We start from the raw sequence: 20485 nt of genomic DNA, 5'->3' as shown, positions 1-20485 counted from the left end.
CTGTTTCCACCATGAGCACCACGGAGAAAACGATGTCCGCCCAATTGATCTATGACCTTGTTCCACTCGCATCCATCGTGACATATTCCGACGGATCCCCACGCCCGCCAGAGCGGCATCGCAAGAAGCTCGCAGCCTGGGAAAATCGCAACGGCGGCGGTCGCCTGATCCGCAAACAGGCCGAGGCCCGCATCGGCAGTACGACGCTGGCCGCCTCGATCACCCTGCACAAGGGCGACTATNACAAGGGCGACTATGGCAGTCAGGGAACCATTGTGCTGCGCGTCCACCAGACGTTTTCGGTGAACAGCGACCTGAAGTTTTCGGTCAAGCAGCGGCCCGCCATCGGCTCCGTCCTGGTGCTCGACCGCGCCGGCGCCGATGCCGAGCTTGTTCATCTTGCCGCCAATCGCGCGGCCGCCGAGGAATGGCTGACCCGCCACGGCTATCCGAACGCCGTGTTGCAGCAGGTCACGGCCGACACCGTAGCGGCGGACACCGTAGAAGGGAGGACGGCAGCATGATTGCGCGAACTTTTGAAACCCATGTCGTCGAACCCCCCGGTTCTCCGGAAGTTACTTTTGGCCGAAGCGCCGATGGGCTTGCGTTGCCCTTGTCGGTGAGCACGCCTTCGCCATGGCTCCGGCCCGCGATGACCGGCACTCTTGTCACGGGCTGGCGTATCCGCCGGCCCATGGCCGAATGGACGCGCAGCGATTTCTACGGCCATGCCGGTGAGCTTGCCGACGAGGCGGGGTTTCGCGCGCATGTCAAGGAGAGCGCCGTTCACCAGCAGCAGCGCGCGGCTCTCGGACGTCGCGAAATCCACTCCCGAGCCCACACGCCATGGGGAACGTCGCAGGGAGCGACCGTCTATGCCGAGGGCGTCGTGGCTCACTCAACGGCAGGCCATGGCGGGTTCCATCTGTCGGCGGAGCGAAATCGCAAAGTCCATCAGATGCTCCGTGCCAATGATGGCTGGTATGAAGAGGATTGCCATTGGGCAGCCGTCGCCCAAGCCTTCCCCCAACTCTTCACGGACTTCGAGAGGGCTTGTGCGGAAAAGTCGATCCGCGACTGGTACCCGGATGCCTGGGAGGCGATCCTCGGGAGGGTTCTCGAACCCGGCCAATCCGCGAAAAAGGACGAGCGGGCATTTTTCGAGAAGCATACCGATGACTGGGTCGTGGTGTCGGCGATCCGTTCCGGGCACCAGGCCGGATTCACCGAGGTTATCGCGACCCCTGGCGGCAGGCGCGGAGCGGGCACGGAGGAACGTCGCTTTCTCGTTGCGACCGACGAATACCATGTCGGCCGCTTTGGATTCGTCATCGATGTTGCGCGCCATCGCATCTATGGCGGGCCCTCGAGTTTCATGGATTGGCAGGGGAGGGACACATAATGTCTGTCCCCGATCGCCGCGCACAGCTCTTTCGCATGGAGGAGGCTGGGCGCCACACACAGCGCCAGCTCGATATGATCAACCGGCAGATCATGAGGCAGATGACGGCGATCATTCCGCAGCTCAAGCTCCAGCGTATCGGCCACCGACGCCGAAACCCTGCTGACGCCAGGACCTTTCTGGAACGGTATCGATCGAACCTTGCCGCGATCACACAGGAAAGGCAGCACGAAATCGATGCGCTCTCACGCAAACTGGCCAGGCAGGACGCTGCAATCGCAGCACTGCGTGACAGGATCCCGCAGGACCTGCTGCGTGCCTAATACTGGTGTCTGATCAGCGCTTGCGGACGAACTCCGTTCGCAACACCAGCCCCTTGATCGCATCATGCCGGCAATCGATTTCTTCGGGATTGTCGGTGAGACGAATCGACTTGACCACCGTGCCCTGCTTCAGGGTCTGGCCGGCACCCTTGACCTTGAGGTCCTTGACGAGGACGACGGAGTCGCCGTCGGCGAGCACATTGCCGGCGGCATCGCGCACTTCAATTTTCCCGGCAGAAGCTGCAATGGCAGCCATCTCCGATGCTGGTCGCCATTCCCCTGTCGTGTCGTCATAGACGTAGTCGTCATTCTGATCGGTCATTGCTGCCCTCATTTCGGAGTTGAACACGCTAGCTGTCAGCCCGACATGGGAGCAGGCCAAAGAGTTGATCCGCAGCGGCGGACCGGCGCAGCTCATCTATACCGGCAGGAGCCGAAGTTCAAACCGCTGACGTCCCTCGCGCAGCCTGGCGGGCAGGCGGATTGGCGGCGGGAATGAACACTGCATTTCCTCGCGCATGCCGATGTCCGAATTCATCCCTTGCCGGTCTTCCCGGCGGGTTTGCTGCGGTCTGAACCGGCGGCTGTCCGCTTCAAGGCCGCTATCGCGCCGCGGGGCGGCCGGATCCCGCCGATCTCGGCAAGGCTGGCCCGCGTCCCGCGCAGGGCCAGTGAAGAACTGACCCCGCTTGTCCGCAAGCCAACCTCGCTCGCTGGCAGGCTCCAGACCCTGAAGCGTCCAGCTTTCGCCGGTTCCTTTTGACCGCACCCGCAGGGAAGACCGGCAAGGACCGGAACACCTGAAGGGCATCGCTAGAAAGGAAAGCTCAATGTCCAGTTCAACCCGCTCCACCAAGACCAAAGCCGGCGTCGTCCAGCTCCGCAAGGGCACCACCCTCGAAATGGTCCGGCTCTGCTGCCCGGATGGCAACCAGGCCGCCCTCATCTCCGAAAGCTTCGGCCTGCCCGTCCTCGACAGCGACGGCATCCGCGAGTTCCACGAGCGCAGCCTGTCCGATGGTGCAGACACACTCTCCGAGGGCCTTTCCGACAAGGCCATGCAGATCCATCTGCAGAGGATCGTCGGCTCCTATGTCGGCTCCGCCTTTGGAGCAGGCCAGTTCTACTCGAAGGCCGTCACCGAGGCGAAGGATGCCACGGCCAAGCTCGCCAATGACACCCGCGACGAGGACATTGACGGTCCGGTCGGCTTCGACAGCAAGGCCCAGCGCAAGCGCGAATTCGCCGCCGAAATGGGCCTGCAGGCACATGCGTTACGCATGGCGGCCGAGGGCGCCGTCGCCGCCTACGAGCACACCGTCGGCGAGAGCTGGAAACCCTACGAGCGACAGGCCGAGAAACAAGGCCAAGGCGTCAGCCGCCAGGCGGCTGATCTCCAGATGGCAGCCCTTGGCTGATTGCCACCGGGCGGAGCTTCAACTCCGCCCGACCTTCTTTGTCGATGCCTGCCCATCATCTCGCTCCAGTCCGACGAGCACCGAAGCACTGCGGGTTTCCGACGCGCTCGCCGGCCGCGCAGAAGCCGATTATCTCTCCGGTCGGGAGCAGCCCTCGGCGCCGACAAGTTCGGCATCTCTGCCGATGCAGTCGAAGCACCCAGTCCGAGCCGGAAAATCATGATTTCGGCCACCGCTTTGAGAGTGCTTCGGCGATGAATGCCGTCTTGGCGTTGCTGTAGCCTTCTCGATCAGAGCCGAACCTGTCGGCAAGGCGCTTCTTGAGAAACCCATATCTTTTCGCCAGGTTGGGATTGGCGCGCAGGTAGTCGCGAAAAGCTATATGCCGCCCGAGTGCTGGATTGGCCGCTGCACATACGTAGAGGTGATGCGCCGGCAACCAACTCGGCTGAATAAAGGTGTGACGCCCATCAGTTCCCCTCTATTTTCGAGGGCTTGCTGATTGCAAGAGAAAGGTCGGCTTCGGTTGGAATCACCACGTCCTATGGGCTTTGCGGCTAAACCGGCGACCGAAGTGCTTCCGATATGCTCAATCTCAAGCGCCGTTGTCCTAAGCTGGCGCGATCTCCTCTCTGATCTAAGCAAAAACATCGGGCCATGCTGTGTCACGGCACGATAATCACAGGATGATCATTTTTCCAACCGATGGCTTTTGTCGCGAAGGCCTGTGATGTAGCAAACTTTAGGACTTTTGCGACAGATACTCCGTTGCACAACAAGCAGCCGTCAGACGCGGCAAGTTCCGGCTAACGCCCAACGGCAAACGCTGAAAAGTCGAAGGTATTCACATAGTCGCGGAATGCGGCCTGCGCCTTGGACTGGTTCTTCAGGTTGGGAACGATCAGCATCATTTCATAAGGTGGAATTTCCCAGCCCGGGAGCAGTTCCACAAGGCGGCCGACCGCGACGGACGGCTGGCACACATAAGCGGGAAGGAGTGCGATCCCGCCGCCCGCGATACAGGATTGCAGCAGGAACCCCATGGAATCCGAGGTAGCGGCCGGCGGCGGTCGCAGGGCAATCGGTCTCTCGTCTGACGAGAACACCCATTCGGGCTGCGCATCATGCACCAGGCAGCGACGATCTAGAAGATCGTTTGGTTCACGAAGAGGACTGCCAGCCGCCAGATAGGCTGGAGCGGCGACGAGAACCCGTTTAATCGAGGAGACACGCCGCACGATCAGGTCCTCACCTGTGGTCGTGCCGACGCGAAAAGAAATCGACCCGCTCGCGGATGATGTCGAGATGCCGGTTTGTGGCGATCAGTTCGACGGCGATGCGGGGAAACTGCGTGGTAAATCCGTGCAGGAAGGTNGAAGGTCGGCATGAAATAGGTGGCAGTTACCTCTGGGCAGGTGATCTTCAGCGTCCCGACAGGCTGTTCCTTGAGGTTGGTCATCGCCATGTCTGCGGCCGAGACCTCAGCGCGAACGCGGCGACAGTATTCGAGATACACCTGACCGCTGCCAGTGAGGCTTACGTGCCGGGTGGAGCGATTGAGAAGCCGCAGTCCCAGACGTGCCTCAAGCTGGGCAATGCGCTGGCTGACCGTGGATTTGGGCATCCCGATCCGCCCCCCGGCGCGGGTAAAGCTGCCCGTTTCGGCGACTTCGGCCAGAAGGATCATGTCGTCCACACTGTTCAAAGCCCGCGTCCTGTCTTGTTGTCTTGGCCATTGTACAACACTACGGACAATGTTTCCGTATAATCCGAATTGTTGGAACGTTCTCGGCTCGGTAGCCTCGGCGCCCGAAGAAGGAACGCGAAAAATGTCGATCAGTCAGATAGCGTCGAAGGCAGACAGGGTGGGCATCGCCGTTGCGGCGATGGTTTTCACTGACCTGACGCTTTCCATCGCGGATGCGATCATTAAGATCACGATCTCGGACATGCCGCTGTCGCAGTTCATTTTCCTGCGGTCCTGCGTCACGCTGCCCTTGTTGATCTCGATCCTGAAATGGCGCTTTCCGCAGGTGTCGTTGCGCCCAGCCCATCCTGGCTGGGCCATCATGCGAAGCAGCCTGCTTCTGTCGAGCCTTCTGATCTATTACGCTTCGCTACCGCGCCTCGATTTCTCGATGGCGGCGGCGGTCTATTACACGATCCCGCTGTTCATTACCCTTTTTGCGGCCTTCTGGATCAGGGAACCTGTCGGGGTGCAAGGTTGGGTCGGAGTCGCCCTCGGCTTCACCGGTGTGCTGCTCATGCTGAAGCCGCAGGCCGGCGATCTTGGCATGCATGCCGTGATGCCGCTGGTTTCTGCGATTCTCTACGCGCTGGCGATGGTGCTGACGCGCACCAAGAGCGGTGGCGAAAACCCCTTCGTTTTGGCGCTGATCTTCAACCTGATAGCGATCGTTCTCGGGGGCGGCGCTAGCCTGGCAACCGTGATGGCAGGGAGCGAGGGTGGACAAAGCCTGTTCATGGGCGCGTGGATTCCAATGGGCTGGACCCAATGCGCGCTGATCGGGCTTTTGAGCATGACGATGCTGATCGGCAGCGTCGGCACGGCTATCGCCTATCAGTTGGGACCATCCTCGATCATTTCGACCTGGGACTTTTCCTATCTGGCCTTCGCAATCCTATGGGGCGTCGTGCTGTTCTCGGAACGTCTGGATACGGCTTCCATGCTCGGTATCGTTCTCATCGCACTGGCTGGGATTATCGTCATCCGGCGTTAATCGAGGCGGATGACGGCTTCAGGTTACGAGTATCGCAAAATTCCCAAGTTTTGTTCGGGTTTTGCGACTGAGCGCATGCATCGGCTGCTCTACCACCGTGACGCCCATATGGCGATCATGCGCAATAACGACCGCGCGGCCTGGGACGGTGCCGTNTGCGGGAACTGGCTGGTCTCACGCGCAAAGGCTTCCCGACATATCCCGTCGTTCACCAGTGGCTGGGAATCTCGATGGACGAGGCTGTGCGCATGAAGCCGAGCCGGGCAGCGTGGCAACTCAACCGCTTCCCCCTCATCGAGAGCTGCATGACCCGAAGGATTGTCTCGATTGGCTGAAAAGCCATGGCTATCCGACACCGCCGAAGAGCGCATGCATCGGCTGCTCTACCACCGTGACGCCATATGGCGATCATGCGCAATAACGACCGCGCGGCCTGGGACGGTGCCGTGGAGGTGGATCAGGCAATCCGCACCGGCCTGCGTGGCATACGCGGCGAGGTCTTCCCTGCATCGCTCCGGCGTTTCCCTCGATGAGGCCGATTTGTCTACAGCGGCCGACCACGGCCAGCTCGACCTCTGGCCGAATGAATGGGAGGGCATGTGCGGTCTTTGATCGTCCCGCCTGGCACACGTCGGTGGCTTCAGCACGCCGGGCCCTGCAGCCGGCTGAAGACCCAGCTGTGGCACCGGTCAGTTCGGGTGGCCCTAGCGGGCCGAGCCAGATTGGCCTGCCCGGCCCGACGCCCGGCCCGAGAGGCGTATTTCCATGGCCGCGTACGCGGCCATCCATCTTTAAGCGGCAGACGCCGGGCCCTCGGAGTTTCGCCAGTCGGTCGGTCGTCAACCGACTGAAGTGAGGTGCGGTCGCGTCCCTCTCCGGTTGAACGCTCTGTCGTTATGCGATGGCGNGTGATCATGCCGATAGGGTTCGCCTGTCGTCTGGCCGGCGGTTTCATGGAAAGGCCCACCACCTGCGTCCTCGATGGGGCTGGTCTGACCGAAGGCCGTCTTCGCTTCGCTGCGCCTCGTTCTCAAACCCGCAACAGCCGGTCGCGACTTTCTTCCCCTGACGGCTGCGCCGCCATTCCGCGCGGAACAAGAAAGCCTCCCCCTGGCTGCCCTTCACTGTCGTTGCGGCCCCAAGGACCACCCCATGCGCGCGCGCAATGGGGACCCCGGTGGGTGCGGGCCGATCGCCTCCGGTCTGTCGACCGCCATCGAGGTCGCGGTGGTCGCGACCCGAGAAACTCAAGGAGACGACATCATGGCTACCATCGGCAACTTCACTTCCTCGGACAACGGCTTTGCGGGCACGATCAAGACGCTTAACCTCAACGTCAAGGCCAAGCTGGTCCGCGTCGACAACCCCTCCGACAAGGGTCCCCACTTCCGCATCTTCTCGGGTCCGGTCGAGCTGGGTGCGGCCTGGCAGAAGGTTTCCAGGGAAACCGGGCGTGACTACCTCTCGGTCAAGCTGGACGACCCGAGCTTCCCCGCTCCGATCTACGCTACCCTGATCGAGGTGGAGGGAGAGGAAGGCCTGCAGCTGATCTGGTCTCGCCCCAACCGGGACTGATCGCCTCGACGAGGGCTCCGCCGCAAGGCGGGGCCTTCGGCCTTCCCCAAACGAACGTGGGCAGGCGGAAGGAATCAGCATGACGAAGCGATGGCTGCGGAGCAGGGACTCGGATCCCGTCTTCGCCTTGGCCGACCTGAAGGTCTCCTATTCAGTTTCAGGCCAAGAGGCTTCAATCGCCAGCACATCCAGCCCCTCAATCTCCTGCATCACCTTTCCGGCGATACCCTGCAAGTCACCATACATGCCGACGGTCGCCTCGATCACCACTTGGATCTGCGCCTCGCGCTTGGCCCACAGGCGTGTTGTGGCCTTGCGTTCCTTGGCGAGATCCTCCTGCATATCGGAGAATTTCTCCACGATCGCCTCGACGCGGTGGCGGAACCGCGGACCGGTCAGATAGCCGTAGACCTGCTCCATTTTGGTGGCCTGGCCGTCCTGGGCGAGGCGGGAGTTCGCCAGCTCAATCAGGGATTGCCGAAGCATGATAGCGATCGGGATCGCACATTTGGGATGGGCGACATACACTCCGTCCACAAGATCGAAGGTTTCCACGCCGGGAGGCAACGCTTCCGATACCATCAGCGCGATATCCGCTTTCGCGGCTCGTTGATCTCCTCTGAGCTTACCTAGCCAGCCCTGGCTCCAGTTCTTGGTGCGTTTCGATTCCCACAAAATGGCGCCGCATGGCTGGCCGGCCGGTCCGACCACGCGGTGCAGGACATCTCCGCCGAACTCACCCTTGGCAACCGGTTCAATGACGTCCATCGGGAACCGGCCGGCAATGAGAGACTCCAGCTCAAGCTCGAGGACCTCGCCCTGCAGCTGCTGAGAACCCTGTTCCGCACGGCGCTTCAGCTCCTCAATCTNGCTGCTGTTTCAGGAATTCCGCCTGTTGCTGCTGCGCCGCGGCGAGCTTTTCGTCGCGCGCCTTCAACGTCGCCTCCAGCTCGGCAAGCTTGTTATCCCTGTCCTCCAGATCTATCGAAAGCAGCAATTTTGCCTTGCGGGCTTCCTCGACCGCGATTGCCACACGCTCAAGCTTGATTTGCTCAGCCACCTGGTTGCCGATGTCCTCTTTGGCGGCGTCGATGGCGGCCTGTTCGCGTTTAAGCTCTTCCTCCCGGGCCGCCATTGACGCGTTGCTCTGCGCCAAGCGCCGTTCATACTCTTCCCGGGTCGCGGCAATCAGCGGCGCCGCAAGCGACTCGTTGAGCTTGATGTCCGTTTTGCAGCTCGGGCAGCTGATTGTTGGTTCATTGAGAATCCTGGGCTGGACAGTCATTGGCGGGCTGACTCACTGAGGGCTGATATAGCCCCAGACTATATATTACCGACCGCTTTTGGAAAAGAACAAATAGTGAACTCCAATGTTATCCCCAGCGTGCGGACAAAGCCGGATTCGCTCTGATCGCCTTCGAGCCGCGTTTCGACACGACGGGCCAGAAGGTTCGCTACGCCCGCAAAACGGCACGGCCAATCCGCCGTCTTCTACGAATGACTGTTTCTCTTTTGCGATCTGACCGGCATTCCGCGGGAACTTGACCCGAGAATGAAATCAAACACGGCTTGGGGCTGACCCAGCGCTGTCGCCTGCGAGGCTGCCGGAATCGTTGCTGCGGCTTCGGCCTGTTCGGCAAGTACTGCGAGTGACATGCCGAGCGCGCGTTCGAAGGCGCGATCCGGCGCGTTCATCAGCCGACGAAGGAGCGCCGCGGCGCGTCCGGCATGACGCACCGCCGCCGCATGCTTGCCCTCGCGGATCTTCACGCCGGCCGCCGATAACAGGATCAATCCCTTGAAGAGCATCCGAAGCGGAGCGCGTCGATCTGCAACCTGCCAAAGACCTTCCCAAGCCTCATGGGCTTCCCAGTAATAACCATGATTGAAGAGGTCGATACCCCAGAGGAACATGTCGGAGTCAAGCGACGCCTCTTCAGCACCCGGGATNATTGAAGAGGTCGATACCCCAGAGGAACATGTCGGAGTCAAGCGACGCCTCTTCAGCACCCGGGATTGCTTCGCTGTGGTAGCTGTGTCCTGCAGGATCGCGCACGGGATGCGGCTGCCGGCCGGGAAGATACGCATAGGACGGAAAGCTCTTTTCCGGTAGCCAGCGCGGGCGCAACGTCGAACCAATAGCCATCAAGGACGAATAGTGTCACTTGGCAATTAATTACGATAGAGGCGATTTGGCCACGACGGGCGGCCCCGCCGGCCGGTCGCCCTGGTCCGGCACTACGGAACCCACTTGCGGATTGTCTCGAGGCAGTCTCGTGCGCCTGCGCGTCTGCCGCCCAGCGCAGCTTGAAAGGGGTGCTCCCGACCGAGCGGTGTCAGATGCGGCCGCCTTGTGATTACAGCGCCGACGCACAGTCTGGCCGTACCGCGCGGCAATTTCGAGCGGCGAGCTTCCGCTAACGCCCACATTTCTCCGTTATTCCGGCGATGCATTCCTCGAGACGCTCCAGGCGGAATTTCGCAATACGAAGTTCATTCCCGGCTTCGAAACGTCGATGGCGTCCCTGAGCTGTGGTCGCCATGAGGTTGCGCTCCAGTTCGGCGATGTGCGCACGCACCTGTCGGGCATCGTCCTGACGCAACGCCTTGATCCACCCACGCCCGCGCATCAGTCTTCCTGCCAGCACCCCAAAAGTCATGCGGAGTTATGCCACCGAGATCCTAATTTGCGGCAAGCCGAAACACTCGAAATTTAACGTCCGCTAATGCGAGGAAGACGAAACAGTCCGGCAAAATAGTGAATGAAGCGGACACGATTATCCGAGGCGGTTATCGTCTTGCCAATAAGGCCGAGCCCGAACCGGAAACCGACCGGAGACATGTGCCAGGAGCGCGTCACGACGCAAAACACCGACCGGGGGATGCGGGCGAGAGATCCGTGTCCGGTCGAATCCCTCCAAGAGAAAACGCTCGATGCGAAGGTAGCTCAAGCGGTCGCCTTTTGCGGTTGGCTGAACGTATTGTCAGGGCGGGGCAGACCGAAATGGTCCCTCAGCGTCGCTCCGTCATAGTCGTGCCGGAAAAGTCCGCGCCTGCGCAAGATCGGCACCACCTCCTCGGCGAACACGTCGAACCCGCCCTGCAAATAGGGCGGCATGACATTGAAGCCGTCCGCGGCCCCGTTGTGGAACCAATCCTGGATGTTGTCGGCGATCTGTTCGGGCGTCCCGGCCTGGACCCAATGCCCGCGCGCGCCGGCGAGACGGTGGAGCAACTGGCGGANCTGTTCGGGCGTCCCGGCCTGGACCCAATGCCCGCGCGCGCCGGCGAGACGGTGGAGCAACTGGCGGATGGTCGGATTCTCGCGCTCGATGATGTCGAGTACGACGTGGAAGCGGCTGCTGGCACCCCGCTCGCCCTCGACACTGATGAGATCGCGCGGAAATGGCCCGTCCAGATCGTAGCTGGAAAGGTCGGTGTCCACGATGCGGCGCAGCTGATCGAGAGAATATTCCGGCTGCGTCAGCTCGTTAAACTCGTCATGCAGTGCGCGGGCTTCAGCCTCGGTTGAGCCGATGAAGGGACTGATGCCGGGCAATACCTTGACGTGGTCGGGGTTTCGGCCAACCGACTTCACACGCGCTTTGATGTCTGCATAAAATTCCTGCGCGTTGCCGAGTGTCTGATGTGCTGTGAATATCGCCTCGGCATAGCGGCTTGCGAACGACCGTCCGTCTTGCGAGGAACCCGCCTGGACATAGACCGGCCGCCCCTGGGGCGAGCGCGGAAGCGTGAGTGGTCCCTTGACCCGATAATATTTGCCGATGTGATTGATTGGGTGAATCTTGTCGGTGTCGGCAAAAATTCCGGACTGCCTGTCCGCGACGAGCGCATCGTCCTCCCAGCTGTCCCAGAGCTTCGTCACCACATCGACGAATTCGCCGGCGCGCTCGTAACGGTCGGCATGGGTCGGATGTCGGTCAAAGCCGAAATTCAACGCTGCCGACGCGTCGCCCGTGGTGACGATGTTCCAACCGGCACGCCCGCCGCTCAGATGATCGACAGAAGCAAACAGCCGGGCCAGGTTGTAGGGTTCGTTATAGGTGGTCGAGGCGGTCGCGATGAAGGCTATTCTTTCAGTCACCGCGGCGAGCGCCGAAATCCATGTCAGCGGCTCCAGCCTGAAGCGGCTCGCGTAGCGGATGTTGTCGGCGAGTGCTGGCCCATCAGCAAAGAACAGCGCGTCGAACTTGCTCGCCTCGGCCTTTTTCGCCAGTTCCTGATAATAGGCGATGTCCAGCACTCTCCCAGGGGCGGAATCCTTGTAGCGCCAGCCGGCTTCATGATGGCCGCCGGGATAGATGAAAAGGTTGAGGTTCAACTGTCGTTTTTCGGCAAGCATGTGTTGGTCTCCTGGATAGTGACGCTCGGCAAAAGTCTTGAGGCCCTCAAACCGGCAGAGCGGGCCTTGTCTCGACGCCGAGATGACGCAGAAGTTCGGAGCGGATCTCGCCGAACCGGCGATCGCCATGATTGCGTGGTTTGGTGACATTGACGGCGATGTCGGCGGCGATCGCGCCGTTGTCGAGCACCAAAACCCGGTCCGCCAGCATCACGGCTTCGTCCACATCATGGGTGACCAGCAGGACCGCGGGCCGGTGACGGGCGCATAGCTGGCGCAGCAGATCGTGCATGCGTAGGCGGGTCAGCGCGTCGAGCGCGCCGAACGGCTCGTCCGCCAGCAGCAGTTCAGGATCACGAACAAGCGAGCGCGCCAATGCCACGCGCTGCTGCTCGCCTCCAGAGAGTTCGACCGGCCAGGCGGTCTCGCGGCCGCTCAGGCCAACCTCTTCGAGAGCTGCGCGTCCGCGTTCTGCGGCGTCCGGCAGGCCGAGGCCAAGAACGACATTCTCCAGCACTCGTTTCCATGGCAACAGCCGCGCATCCTGAAACACCACCGACTTCTTATCGGGTGTTTCCAGTCGGCCTGACCCGGAGACTTTGTCATCGAGATCCGCCAGCGCGCGCAACAATGTACTCTTGCCCGACCCGCTGCGGCCGAGAAGGGCGACGAACTCTCCCTTCTCAATGCCGAGACTGAGGCCGTCGAGGATGGTTCGCGGCCCGAACCTTCTCACAAGGCTCTCGACACGCACCACGGGCGCGCCGCTCAATCCGCCAAGGTGCGACGCCATGACAACGACCTTTCCTGGAAGAAGCAGACGATGCCGTCGGACGCAAGACCGAGCAACGCGTAGATGGCGAGACCGACGATGACGATGTCAGTCTGGCCATAGTTGCGTGCAAGATCGATCATGTAGCCGATGCCGCTCGTGGCATTGACCTGTTCGACGACCACTAGAGACAGCCAGGCATAGGTCACTGCGAAACGCAGCCCAAGGAAGAAGCCTGGAAGGGCGCCCGGCAGGATCACCTCGCGGATGAATTCGCCGTAGCCAATTCGCAAGGTCTGGGCCAGTTCGACATAACGGTTGTCTATGCTGCGCAAGCTGCTGTGGGTCTGGATATAGATCGGGATGAGGACGGCCAGGGCGATGGTCGTCACCTTCATGCCCTCGCCAATGCCGAACCAGAGCATCAGCAGCGGGATCAGAGCCAGCGTCGGTATGGCCCGCTTGATCTGAACGGGGCCGTCAATGATCGCCTCGCCCAGCCGGGATAACCCTGAAATGAGAGCAAGAACGGCGCCGATCAGGATGCCGAACACCAGACCCTGTGCTGCCCGCCAGGCAGACGTCATCAAATGATCCTGGAGCTTCCCTGTGGCAATGAGATCGATGGCAGTACCGACAACCGACCAAGGCGCCGGCAGCGTTCTTGGATCGATCAGGCCGGCGACACTGCCCCCGGACCAGATCACGAGAAGCAGTGCGGGCCCGATCAACGCGCCAAACGGGATCGCCCGTCCAAGGGCGAGGCGACGCCTCGTCCCCGCCTTGCGAGCCTGTACAGCGGGCGCAGTCAACTCCCTTTCGTCGGGGATAGGGCGTGCAATTGCGGCGGTGTGTGAGATTGCGTTCATCTGCATCGTCTCCAGTGCTGGGAAGCAGGTCGTCAGGACGCGTTCAGCGCATTTGCGGCGATCGTCTCGAAGCGCCTGTCGAAAAGATCCTCGGCCTGGATACGAGGTTTGTTCAGCTCTTTGGCCAGGAGATCGATCGTCGCTTGCTGGCGCACGATCACATCGTTCCAGTCGGACGGAATGTCGAACCGTCCGTCGGCTTCGACGAGATACTGGCCATCTTCGCTGTTGAGGCCCTGGGTGGCGACGTAGTAGCCCTCGATCCACTCTTTCGGGTGCTGCTCTACCCATCGGGACGCAAGTGCCCAGTAGCGCACATATTCGCCGAGAGCGGCAGCCTTGGCCGGGTCGTCGAGCACGGCCTGGGGGGCGTAAAGATGGTCTGGATCATCACGCAAGCCATGCGGGATGCTGGTGGCGCCGTCCGCCCCATACTGGCGCAGATAGCGCTTGACGAGGACGCCCCAGATCGGTGCGACATCGACTTGCTTGCTGGCAAGTGCCACCGGATAGGCATCGCCTTTGCTGGGCAGTTCGATGAGATTTACATCCTCCTTTTTCAGGCCGGCGGCCTGCAGGACCCTCAGCACCAGCGCGCCTTGAGCCTGACCAGGGCTGAAGGCGATCCGTTTGCCGCGCAAATCCGCGAGCGTCTTGACCTCGACGCCCGGCGCAATGCCGAGTTGATAAATCGGGTGCGCAACCGGATCCCTGCGGAACTTCGCAGCAATGATCTTGACCTTGAGCCCAGTCCAGGTCGCGTGGATCGGCGGAATGTCGGCGACCGATCCGACGTCCAATGCATCGGCGCGAAAAGCTTCGATTGTCTGCGGACCGCCGCTGATGTTGGCCCATTCGACCTTGAAGGGTAGCTGGTCGATCAGACCTGAGAGTTCCAGTGCCCTTTGCGTCTCGGGATCGCCGATGCGAAGCACGGTGCCCTCTGGAATTTTGGTCGGCAGTTTACCCGCGTCCGGACTGCCCGCCTCGGCACTGAAAGGGGAGGAAGAAGCCACCAAGGTTGCCGCCCAAGTGGCGACCAATGCACCAAACCTCCTTCTCGAAAACTTCACAGCCAACATCATCGTCTCTCTCTCCAATTGATAGGGCCAAGCTCACCTTATTGTGTCTATAAATTTCGTAGACTATAAAGTACCGGATGCTGTTCTTTGCCGCGGGAAGGAAAAGCTGTTCGCCTGCAATGCTCATTTTGGGCACACGTCGTTCACAAAGCTTCGGACGGCGAAGCAGCACCTGGGCGAGGAACATCCCCACCAAAGCTTCATCCAGAAGCTTCATGCCTGGACCGTGCCGAGCGATGCCTGAGGGCTATACTGATGCCTGAGGGCTATACTATTGACGCGACAGAGCTGGCACCGGCGCTGATCGACCCGAGCTTGCAGACCGTGGTGGCCGTGAACGCATTGCCGCATAGGACCGCGCTGCTGGTATCACAGTGAAGGCTCAACTGTGATCATTTAGGCAGTCGAGGTAAAGATAGCGCCTGTACTGGGTCTGGCTAGACTGCTCGACGATAAGTCCAGAGCTGTGCCGGCGGTATGTTGCGGACGACGAAATCATAGTGAGAAGCCTCGTAGCGGTCAGGCATCTTGATGACCGGCGACAAAGGTCCGTATGTGATCTGAATTACCGGCCGGCCTGGAGGAATGCGGGTAAGCAGATCCTCAACTAGCACAACGCGCCGGTCCATAGGGAAGCTTAACAGCGGGACTGCACTAATGACACAATCGAACTGATCAATTTTGCGCTCACCCAGAACTTCGTCCAGCGCAAATGCGTCGCCCAATCTGACGTCGACATTCGGGAAACGCCGCACCAGGCCGTTGTAGAAATTCCGGGAATATTCAATTGAAACCAACAGGTGCGGCTTGATACCCCTCGCCAGGATTGCCTTTGTGATGACACCAGTTCCCGCGCCAAGCTCCAGAACCGGCAATCCTGACCGTGGGTTCACCACGCTTGCCATCCGGCGTGCCGCATAAATCGAAGTGGGAATGAGGGCTCCCACGCCCTTCTTGTCCTTCTGCCAGCCTTTGAAGAATTGGACTTCTTCCTCAAACCTTTTGCCGAGCCGCTCCTTCAGTCGCAAAATCATATCTTCTCCATGCGTCAGCCGCCTATCCAGCGTCTTCAATTTGGCAAAGTGCGTTTTGGGCAACCACGGCGCGGTTTACAAGCTTGCGTGTCAGGGCGCGGTCAGCATGAATTGCCCGTTAACGCACTTTCATGTTTGCTGGGGCTATGTCACGTCCTCGCCTGCTGCCCGAAAAAACTTTCCCGAGCTATGCCTATTTGCCCGGCAAGTATCCGCATCCGGTGCGTGATCCCTTGGGCCACAGTTACCGATCAGATCCGGTGACCGTCGCCGTTGCCGAAGCGCTCGGCTCAGATGTGTTTCGATAGGGAATCGACCTTTTCAATCACGGTTACTACTGGGAAGCCCATGAAGCCTGGGAGTCTCTCTGGCAGGCTGCGAAACAAAGCGCTCAGCACCGCCTATTCTTCAAGGGGCTGATCCTGCTGGCGGCGGCCGGCGTGAAGATCCGTGAGCGAAAGTGGGCCGCTGCGGCGCGCCATGCGACAAGAGCTGCAGGGCTTTTTCGTCAGGTGGTGAGAGTGCCGGGCGGCCTGTTTGAGAAAGCGCTGGGAATGACACCTGCCGCGCTCGCTGAACATGCCCAAGCGATCGTAGCTTACCCGGTTGTTCTGCGGGAGCCAAAGCCTGCCCAGCCTGAGCCCGTCTTTGATTTCATACTCGCACCACTATCCGAGAGCGTTTGATCGGCAATTCAGTGGTCCAAGCTAACTTTGTCAGCAGGAAACGGGGCCTTTGAAAACCGCTCACCACCCGCATGCGTCACAAACAATAAGAGTGCAGTAATGTTTTATGGGCAACTCGCGGCCGCTTCGATGTCGATGGTCTTTAAGGTCGGGGCTAATCGGTCGCGCTCGTAGCCAATCGATTGATGACAGAGATGCCAGCCAGGCTTCAATGACGGGGATGGCGAAAAGCTGAGTGCTCGGGCTTGCGGGCCGAGCTTGTCGGCCGCTCGATGGACAGTGTCATTTGAGGTGGGGTCTCGGCCGCGTGCAGCTCAAAGACACGCTCGTCCAGTTCCTTGTCCACTTCCGTCAGACGATGATTGAGGCGAAGGTAGTCCGTCCAGGTCGGCGTGCGGAACGTTTCCGCCCAATGCATAGGCTTCTGAAGGTTGCGCTGGAGCGTCCAGTTCCGAGCACCGACGCGGCTGTGTACATGACGCCGCTGCCGCATGAGGTCGAGGAAAGCCTCGAGATTTCTCTCGGCTATCAGATATTCGACCTTGACCACGATCGGGCCGCTTCTCGGCTTCAGATTGAGAGCGACAGCCGGGGCATCGAATTCCTCCAGAGGATCGGGCTCTGAGTCGCGGCGCTCGCGAAGAGGAAACAGAACGCCGGCTGCAGCGACGAACATCAGGGAGGCAGCGGAACCCTCCAGCGCCAGGGCCAGCGAATGGTTTTCGGCCACCGTGCCCCACACCCAGCTGCCGAGCGCGATGCCACCATNGTGCCAGGGAAAGTGAGCACGCCGCGCAGGCGACGCAGGAGAGCCTCATCAGCCGCTCCTGCGACAAGCTCCGTCTGAACAGGCTGTTGGAGAGGCCAGCGAAGACGGCTCCGGTCCCGAAGCCGGCCATGAGCGCGCCATAGGCGAGCGGGCCTCCTCCCAGCTGATCGCGGGCAACCACCGGCAGCAGCGCGAGTATGGCGATGCTCGCCAAGCCAAAGAGGGTTCCGCGCGCGATCGCGGCCTTGATTTCCGATGACATCGCCGTGAAGCGCAGCCCGTCATAAATTGCCGTCCTCATCGACTCGCGGGGAAGAGGGGAAGAACGAACCTTCCACTTGCAGCGCCAAATAGTAGCCAAGGGTACGAAATAGGTGAGCGTGGTTACGGCGAATGCCGCCATAAGGCCAAATGAGGCAACCACAATGCCGCCGAGCGCCGGACCCACAGTCCGGACGGTGTTGAAGCCAACAGAAAGCAGGGTGACGGCAGCGGGAACATCGCGTCGATCCACGATATCGCCAACCGACGCTTGCCAGGCCGGATCATTGAGAGCACCGCCGCTTGCGATCAAGAAGCTGAAGCCGAGGATCATCCACGGACTGACAAAGCCCAGCGCCACGGACGCGGTCAGCATCGCGGAGGCAATCACCATAAGGCACCGACCGGCGAACATGACCCGGCGCCGGCTGAAATTGTCGGCGAGAGCTCCGGCAAAAACGGACAGGACGAAAGCGGGCAGGCTCGATGAAGCCTGCACCAGCGCAACCATCAGATCGGAAGTCGAGATCGTTGCCATCAGCCAGCTGATGGCGACAGTCTGCATCAACCAGCCGAGGCTTGAAACCTGCGTCGCGAGCCAGATCGAACGAAAGGTCGGCTGCAGAAGTGGCCCAAAGGTCGTTGGTGCAGCCAAATCTTCATTTGATCCAGCCACCCTACTCATTTTGCCAGCCTTTGCTTTCCGTTATTGCCGTTTCCCATGTAATCTAGGCTGAACCGTGGTGGCTGGAAGAATAGAGAGAAACTGTTTGCCTTGCGGCACAGTTCCTTCTGACCAGTGTTTTGCGGCCGAGACGCAGACCCGAGCCGGCTCACCTCGCTTGTCGTTGACGCGGCATGCTTCATCAACGGGCACTTTGCCGAGCGATGCCTTTTCGCGAAACGCGACCCTGTTCTTTCGTTGAAAATTCACTCACCAGCGGCGTTCGATGCGCTGCGTGTGCCTTGGGGAGAGTGAGCAACCTTGCAGATCTTTGACAGGATCGATTCGCTGATCGACGCAGAAGATTGCCGGGCCGCGATCGAAGAGGCGCGCGCCTTGCTACAAAGGTCTGATGCGCTCACGGATGCGATCGACGACTTTCTGCTCGACCTGATAACGCTGGCTTTCATTGTTGAAGGTTACGGACGCGGCTTTGAACTTTTAGCGCGAACGCTTGCCCGCAGACGCTGGCGAAGGCGAGTTTTGTCGGGAGGGGTCGATTCAGCCAGGCAGAAATGACCCCCCAAAGCCTGATGGCTGAAGCGACGATCGCGCCGCGTTCCACACAGGGACGAAGGTAATCAATGACGTTTCGACCGCCAAAAAAATAGGGCCATCGGAAAACCGAGGCCCTTTAGGTGTGAAGGTCAAAACCTTCAGAGGGGAACAGCTGATACGATGGAATGGGAGGAGACCATCGCGTGCATCAGCTGTAGGCTTAATGGCTAAAACTTGTGCAATGCGCAAATACATTTTGTGCAATGCAGCTATGCAAGAACAGTGAGGATCCCCTTCAGCTCCATAATTTGCGCTTGGACTGGCTGGGCGACGACTGATCCCTCGAACTCCGTGCTCAACGGTGGTTCCCCAAAAGCAATAGATGAGAAAAGCAGGAACACCCCTGATGCGGCCGGGCCAACCGCGGTCGTCACGAATGTTGGTCCTGCTCCGGTCCTCGTTCCGCTAAACGGCTTCGCCGTCCTCCACTAACGTTGCGGCCCTCAAGCGACGGGTCCCTTCTTTCCGATTGATCTTCTGCGGGTTCGCGGACCTGCGGTCCTGCGCTGTCGGACCTCGTGACGGCCGCGATTGGCGCGGCCTCGAATGGAGGTTCGACAATGGACAGGAAGAGCAACAAATCCCGCGTTGATATCTACGCGAAGATCACCGACCGCATCGTCGCGGATCTGGAAAAAGGCGTGCGACCGTGGGTGAAGCCGTGGAGCGCGGCGAACACCACGGGGCGTATCACGCGCCCGTTGCGCCACAATGGATTGCCATATCAGGGCATCAATACCTTGCTTCTCTGGTCGGAGGCGGCTTCGAGGGGTTTCGTTTCCCCGACCTGGATGACTTTCAAGCAGAGCGTCGAGCTGGGCGGTCAAGTCCGCAAAGGCGAGACCGGCTCGATGGTTGTCTATGCCAGTCGTATCGTACGCACCGAAACCGATGCCCACGGCGAAGAGGTCGAGCGCGGGATTCCGTTCCTTAAGGCCTATACGGTGTTTTGTGCCGACCAGATCGAAGGCCTGCCCGCGCAGTACTACGGCAATCCCGCGCCAGTGTCCGATCCGGTGGAACGGGTCGAACACGCGGATGCCTTTTTCGCAAATACCGGAGCCGTCATCCGCCATGGTGGCGACATGGCGTATTTCAATCCGGCTCTTGATATTGTGCAAATGCCGCTGTTCGAGAGTTTCCGCGACGGGCCCAGCTACTATGCGACCCTCGGACATGAAATGACCCATTGGGTCGGGTCGGAAAAGCGGCTTGATCGCAACCTCTCCCGTTATCACAACGATCGCTCGTTCAGAGCCCATGAAGAGCTGATCGCCGACCTTGGCGGCTGCTTTTTAGCAGCTGACCTCGGCATCGTGCCAGAGCTCGAGCCGCGGGCTGATCATGCCAGCTACCTGGCAAGCTGGCTCGAAATTCTCAGGAACGAGAAGCGATTCATCTTTGCCGCAGCGGCCCATGCCCAGCGTGCGGTCAACTATTTGCATGATCTCCAGCCGAATGCGACGCAGATCGCGGAGGCGGCATGATGCTGCATTCTCGGATCCATGTCGGGGGTGGCGCGGAGCCATCCCCCATCCGCCTTGGTGTGCTCAGTCTCGGGGCAGGGGGCCAATCCACCACGCTCGCGCTGATCGCCGCTCATGGGCATTTCGGCTCATTGGATTGTGCAATCTTCGCCGATACCGGCTGGGAGCCTGCCTCGGTCTGCCAGCATCTGCGCTGGCTGATGTCGCCGAACGGTCTGCCGTTTCTCGTGCATATCGTGTCGGCCCTTAATCTTCGGGAGAGCCTGATTGCCGCTGGCGAAGGCAAGAGATGGGCGTTGATCCCGGCTTTCACCCGAACCGTCGACCGCCGCGCATCTCGATCGGCATGATACGGCGACAATGCACCACCACGAGCAAGATCGAACCGATCCGCCGCAAGCTGCGGGAACTGGCTGGTCTC

General features: G+C 60.5%; 18 protein-coding genes and 4 pseudogenes. 10 read left to right on the top strand and 12 right to left on the bottom strand.

The window, feature by feature from the left end; translation table 11 throughout:
- Positions 1 to 32: 32 nt before the first annotated feature.
- The 3 genes and pseudogenes from X773_RS72095 (at position 33) to X773_RS72085 (ending at position 1725) form a co-directional block, all read left to right on the top strand.
- Positions 33 to 524: a hypothetical protein gene (locus X773_RS72095; RefSeq protein WP_031213249.1), complete on the top strand. Its 492-nt coding sequence runs from the start codon at positions 33 to 35 to the stop codon at positions 522 to 524.
- Positions 521 to 1402: pseudogene (locus X773_RS72090) on the top strand (hypothetical protein). The gene X773_RS72095 and the pseudogene X773_RS72090 overlap by 4 nt, the downstream one beginning before the upstream one ends.
- Positions 1402 to 1725: a hypothetical protein gene (locus X773_RS72085; RefSeq protein ID WP_023680620.1), complete on the top strand. Its 324-nt coding sequence runs from the start codon at positions 1402 to 1404 to the stop codon at positions 1723 to 1725. Before X773_RS72090 ends, X773_RS72085 begins: the two are co-directional and overlap by 1 nt.
- 13 nt (positions 1726 to 1738) lie before the next feature.
- Here X773_RS72085 and X773_RS72080 read toward each other — a convergent pair whose 3' ends face one another.
- Positions 1739 to 2047 (bottom strand): alkylphosphonate utilization protein, encoded by a 309-nt coding sequence (locus X773_RS72080; protein ID WP_023680619.1) that lies wholly within the window; start codon positions 2045 to 2047, stop codon positions 1739 to 1741.
- 508 nt (positions 2048 to 2555) lie between these two features.
- On the opposite strand from X773_RS72080, the gene X773_RS72070 reads away from it, so the two are divergent.
- A complete protein-coding gene (locus X773_RS72070; protein WP_023680617.1) occupies positions 2556 to 3143 on the top strand; it encodes a hypothetical protein in 588 nt (195 codons plus the stop codon).
- 806 nt (positions 3144 to 3949) lie between these two features.
- Here X773_RS72070 and X773_RS75835 read toward each other — a convergent pair.
- Both X773_RS75835 and X773_RS75830 read right to left on the bottom strand, forming a co-directional pair.
- Complete coding sequence (locus tag X773_RS75835; RefSeq protein ID WP_198023670.1) at positions 3950 to 4381, bottom strand: LysR substrate-binding domain-containing protein; 432 nt, start codon at positions 4379 to 4381, stop codon at positions 3950 to 3952.
- A 2-nt stretch (positions 4382 to 4383) separates the two neighbouring features.
- Positions 4384 to 4839 carry a LysR family transcriptional regulator gene (locus X773_RS75830; RefSeq protein WP_245274870.1) on the bottom strand — a complete coding sequence of 152 codons (456 nt, stop codon included), beginning with the start codon at positions 4837 to 4839 and terminating at the stop codon, positions 4384 to 4386.
- Positions 4840 to 4972: 133 nt separating this feature from the next.
- Between X773_RS75830 and X773_RS72060 the strand changes: the two genes are divergently transcribed.
- Together X773_RS72060 and X773_RS0140110 are read left to right on the top strand one after the other, a co-directional pair.
- Entirely contained in the window at positions 4973 to 5884 is a 912-nt protein-coding gene (locus X773_RS72060; RefSeq protein WP_031213247.1) for a DMT family transporter, read from the top strand.
- A gap of 1263 nt (positions 5885 to 7147) precedes the next feature.
- Entirely contained in the window at positions 7148 to 7459 is a 312-nt protein-coding gene (locus X773_RS0140110; RefSeq protein WP_031213246.1) for a DUF736 domain-containing protein, read from the top strand.
- Positions 7460 to 7606: 147 nt separating this feature from the next.
- Here X773_RS0140110 and X773_RS72050 read toward each other — a convergent pair.
- From X773_RS72050 to pmtA, 8 genes and pseudogenes are all read right to left on the bottom strand, one after another.
- A pseudogene (locus tag X773_RS72050) lies at positions 7607 to 8744 on the bottom strand (DUF2130 domain-containing protein).
- A 206-nt stretch (positions 8745 to 8950) separates the two neighbouring features.
- The gene (locus tag X773_RS72045) at positions 8951 to 9547 is read right to left on the bottom strand and encodes a DUF309 domain-containing protein (RefSeq protein ID WP_245274868.1); all 597 of its coding nucleotides are present in this window, start codon (positions 9545 to 9547) and stop codon (positions 8951 to 8953) included.
- A 329-nt stretch (positions 9548 to 9876) separates the two neighbouring features.
- Positions 9877 to 10119: a hypothetical protein gene (locus X773_RS72035; protein WP_023680606.1), complete on the bottom strand. Its 243-nt coding sequence runs from the start codon at positions 10117 to 10119 to the stop codon at positions 9877 to 9879.
- A 287-nt stretch (positions 10120 to 10406) separates the two neighbouring features.
- Positions 10407 to 11822, bottom strand: a complete 1416-nt coding sequence (locus X773_RS72030; RefSeq protein WP_023680605.1) for an LLM class flavin-dependent oxidoreductase — start codon at positions 11820 to 11822, stop codon at positions 10407 to 10409.
- A gap of 46 nt (positions 11823 to 11868) precedes the next feature.
- Positions 11869 to 12615 (bottom strand): ABC transporter ATP-binding protein, encoded by a 747-nt coding sequence (locus X773_RS72025; RefSeq protein WP_023680604.1) that lies wholly within the window; start codon positions 12613 to 12615, stop codon positions 11869 to 11871.
- The gene (locus X773_RS72020) at positions 12591 to 13463 is read right to left on the bottom strand and encodes an ABC transporter permease (protein WP_031213243.1); all 873 of its coding nucleotides are present in this window, start codon (positions 13461 to 13463) and stop codon (positions 12591 to 12593) included. The genes X773_RS72025 and X773_RS72020 overlap by 25 nt, the downstream gene beginning before the upstream one ends.
- A gap of 32 nt (positions 13464 to 13495) precedes the next feature.
- Positions 13496 to 14548, bottom strand: coding sequence for an ABC transporter substrate-binding protein (locus X773_RS72015; RefSeq protein WP_031213242.1), 1053 nt, complete (start codon positions 14546 to 14548; stop codon positions 13496 to 13498).
- Positions 14549 to 14982: 434 nt separating this feature from the next.
- Positions 14983 to 15579 (bottom strand): phospholipid N-methyltransferase PmtA, encoded by a 597-nt coding sequence (gene pmtA, locus X773_RS72010; RefSeq protein ID WP_031213240.1) that lies wholly within the window; start codon positions 15577 to 15579, stop codon positions 14983 to 14985.
- Positions 15580 to 15890: 311 nt separating this feature from the next.
- Between pmtA and X773_RS75820 the strand changes: the two genes are divergently transcribed.
- A complete protein-coding gene (locus tag X773_RS75820) occupies positions 15891 to 16265 on the top strand; it encodes a DUF309 domain-containing protein (RefSeq protein ID WP_245274869.1) in 375 nt (124 codons plus the stop codon).
- A gap of 208 nt (positions 16266 to 16473) precedes the next feature.
- Here X773_RS75820 and X773_RS72000 read toward each other — a convergent pair.
- Positions 16474 to 17980 (bottom strand): annotated as a pseudogene (locus tag X773_RS72000) (MFS transporter).
- A 300-nt stretch (positions 17981 to 18280) separates the two neighbouring features.
- On the opposite strand from X773_RS72000, the gene X773_RS0140080 reads away from it, so the two are divergent.
- The 3 genes and pseudogenes from X773_RS0140080 to X773_RS71990 form a co-directional block, all read left to right on the top strand.
- Entirely contained in the window at positions 18281 to 18538 is a 258-nt protein-coding gene (locus X773_RS0140080) for a hypothetical protein (protein ID WP_023680594.1), read from the top strand.
- 599 nt (positions 18539 to 19137) lie between these two features.
- A complete protein-coding gene (locus X773_RS71995) occupies positions 19138 to 20064 on the top strand; it encodes a zincin-like metallopeptidase domain-containing protein (RefSeq protein WP_023680592.1) in 927 nt (308 codons plus the stop codon).
- Positions 20064 to 20485, top strand: a pseudogene (locus X773_RS71990) (hypothetical protein); the annotation flags it as partial. The gene X773_RS71995 and the pseudogene X773_RS71990, both read left to right, overlap by 1 nt.

The organism is Mesorhizobium sp. LSJC280B00, from assembly GCF_000502835.1.
In the GTDB taxonomy this organism is placed as follows: domain Bacteria; phylum Pseudomonadota; class Alphaproteobacteria; order Rhizobiales; family Rhizobiaceae; genus Mesorhizobium.
The sequence above is the reverse complement of the archived record's forward strand: the minus strand, read 5'-3'. Positions and strand labels throughout refer to the sequence as shown.

Bases quoted from the DNA above. Each gene is read 5' to 3' on its own strand.
- pmtA (WP_031213240.1), bottom strand. From the start codon at position 15,579: ATGATTTTGCGACTGAAGGAGCGGCTCGGCAAAAGGTTTGAGGAAGAA.
- X773_RS72025 (WP_023680604.1), bottom strand. From the start codon at position 12,615: ATGGCGTCGCACCTTGGCGGATTGAGCGGCGCGCCCGTGGTGCGTGTC.
- X773_RS72060 (WP_031213247.1), top strand. From the start codon at position 4,973: ATGTCGATCAGTCAGATAGCGTCGAAGGCAGACAGGGTGGGCATCGCC.
- X773_RS72035 (WP_023680606.1), bottom strand. From the start codon at position 10,119: ATGACTTTTGGGGTGCTGGCAGGAAGACTGATGCGCGGGCGTGGGTGG.
- X773_RS72085 (WP_023680620.1), top strand. From the start codon at position 1,402: ATGTCTGTCCCCGATCGCCGCGCACAGCTCTTTCGCATGGAGGAGGCT.
- X773_RS72080 (WP_023680619.1), bottom strand. From the start codon at position 2,047: ATGACCGATCAGAATGACGACTACGTCTATGACGACACGACAGGGGAA.
- X773_RS72015 (WP_031213242.1), bottom strand. From the start codon at position 14,548: ATGATGTTGGCTGTGAAGTTTTCGAGAAGGAGGTTTGGTGCATTGGTC.
- X773_RS71995 (WP_023680592.1), top strand. From the start codon at position 19,138: ATGGACAGGAAGAGCAACAAATCCCGCGTTGATATCTACGCGAAGATC.
- X773_RS72020 (WP_031213243.1), bottom strand. From the start codon at position 13,463: ATGAACGCAATCTCACACACCGCCGCAATTGCACGCCCTATCCCCGAC.
- X773_RS0140110 (WP_031213246.1), top strand. From the start codon at position 7,148: ATGGCTACCATCGGCAACTTCACTTCCTCGGACAACGGCTTTGCGGGC.
- X773_RS72070 (WP_023680617.1), top strand. From the start codon at position 2,556: ATGTCCAGTTCAACCCGCTCCACCAAGACCAAAGCCGGCGTCGTCCAG.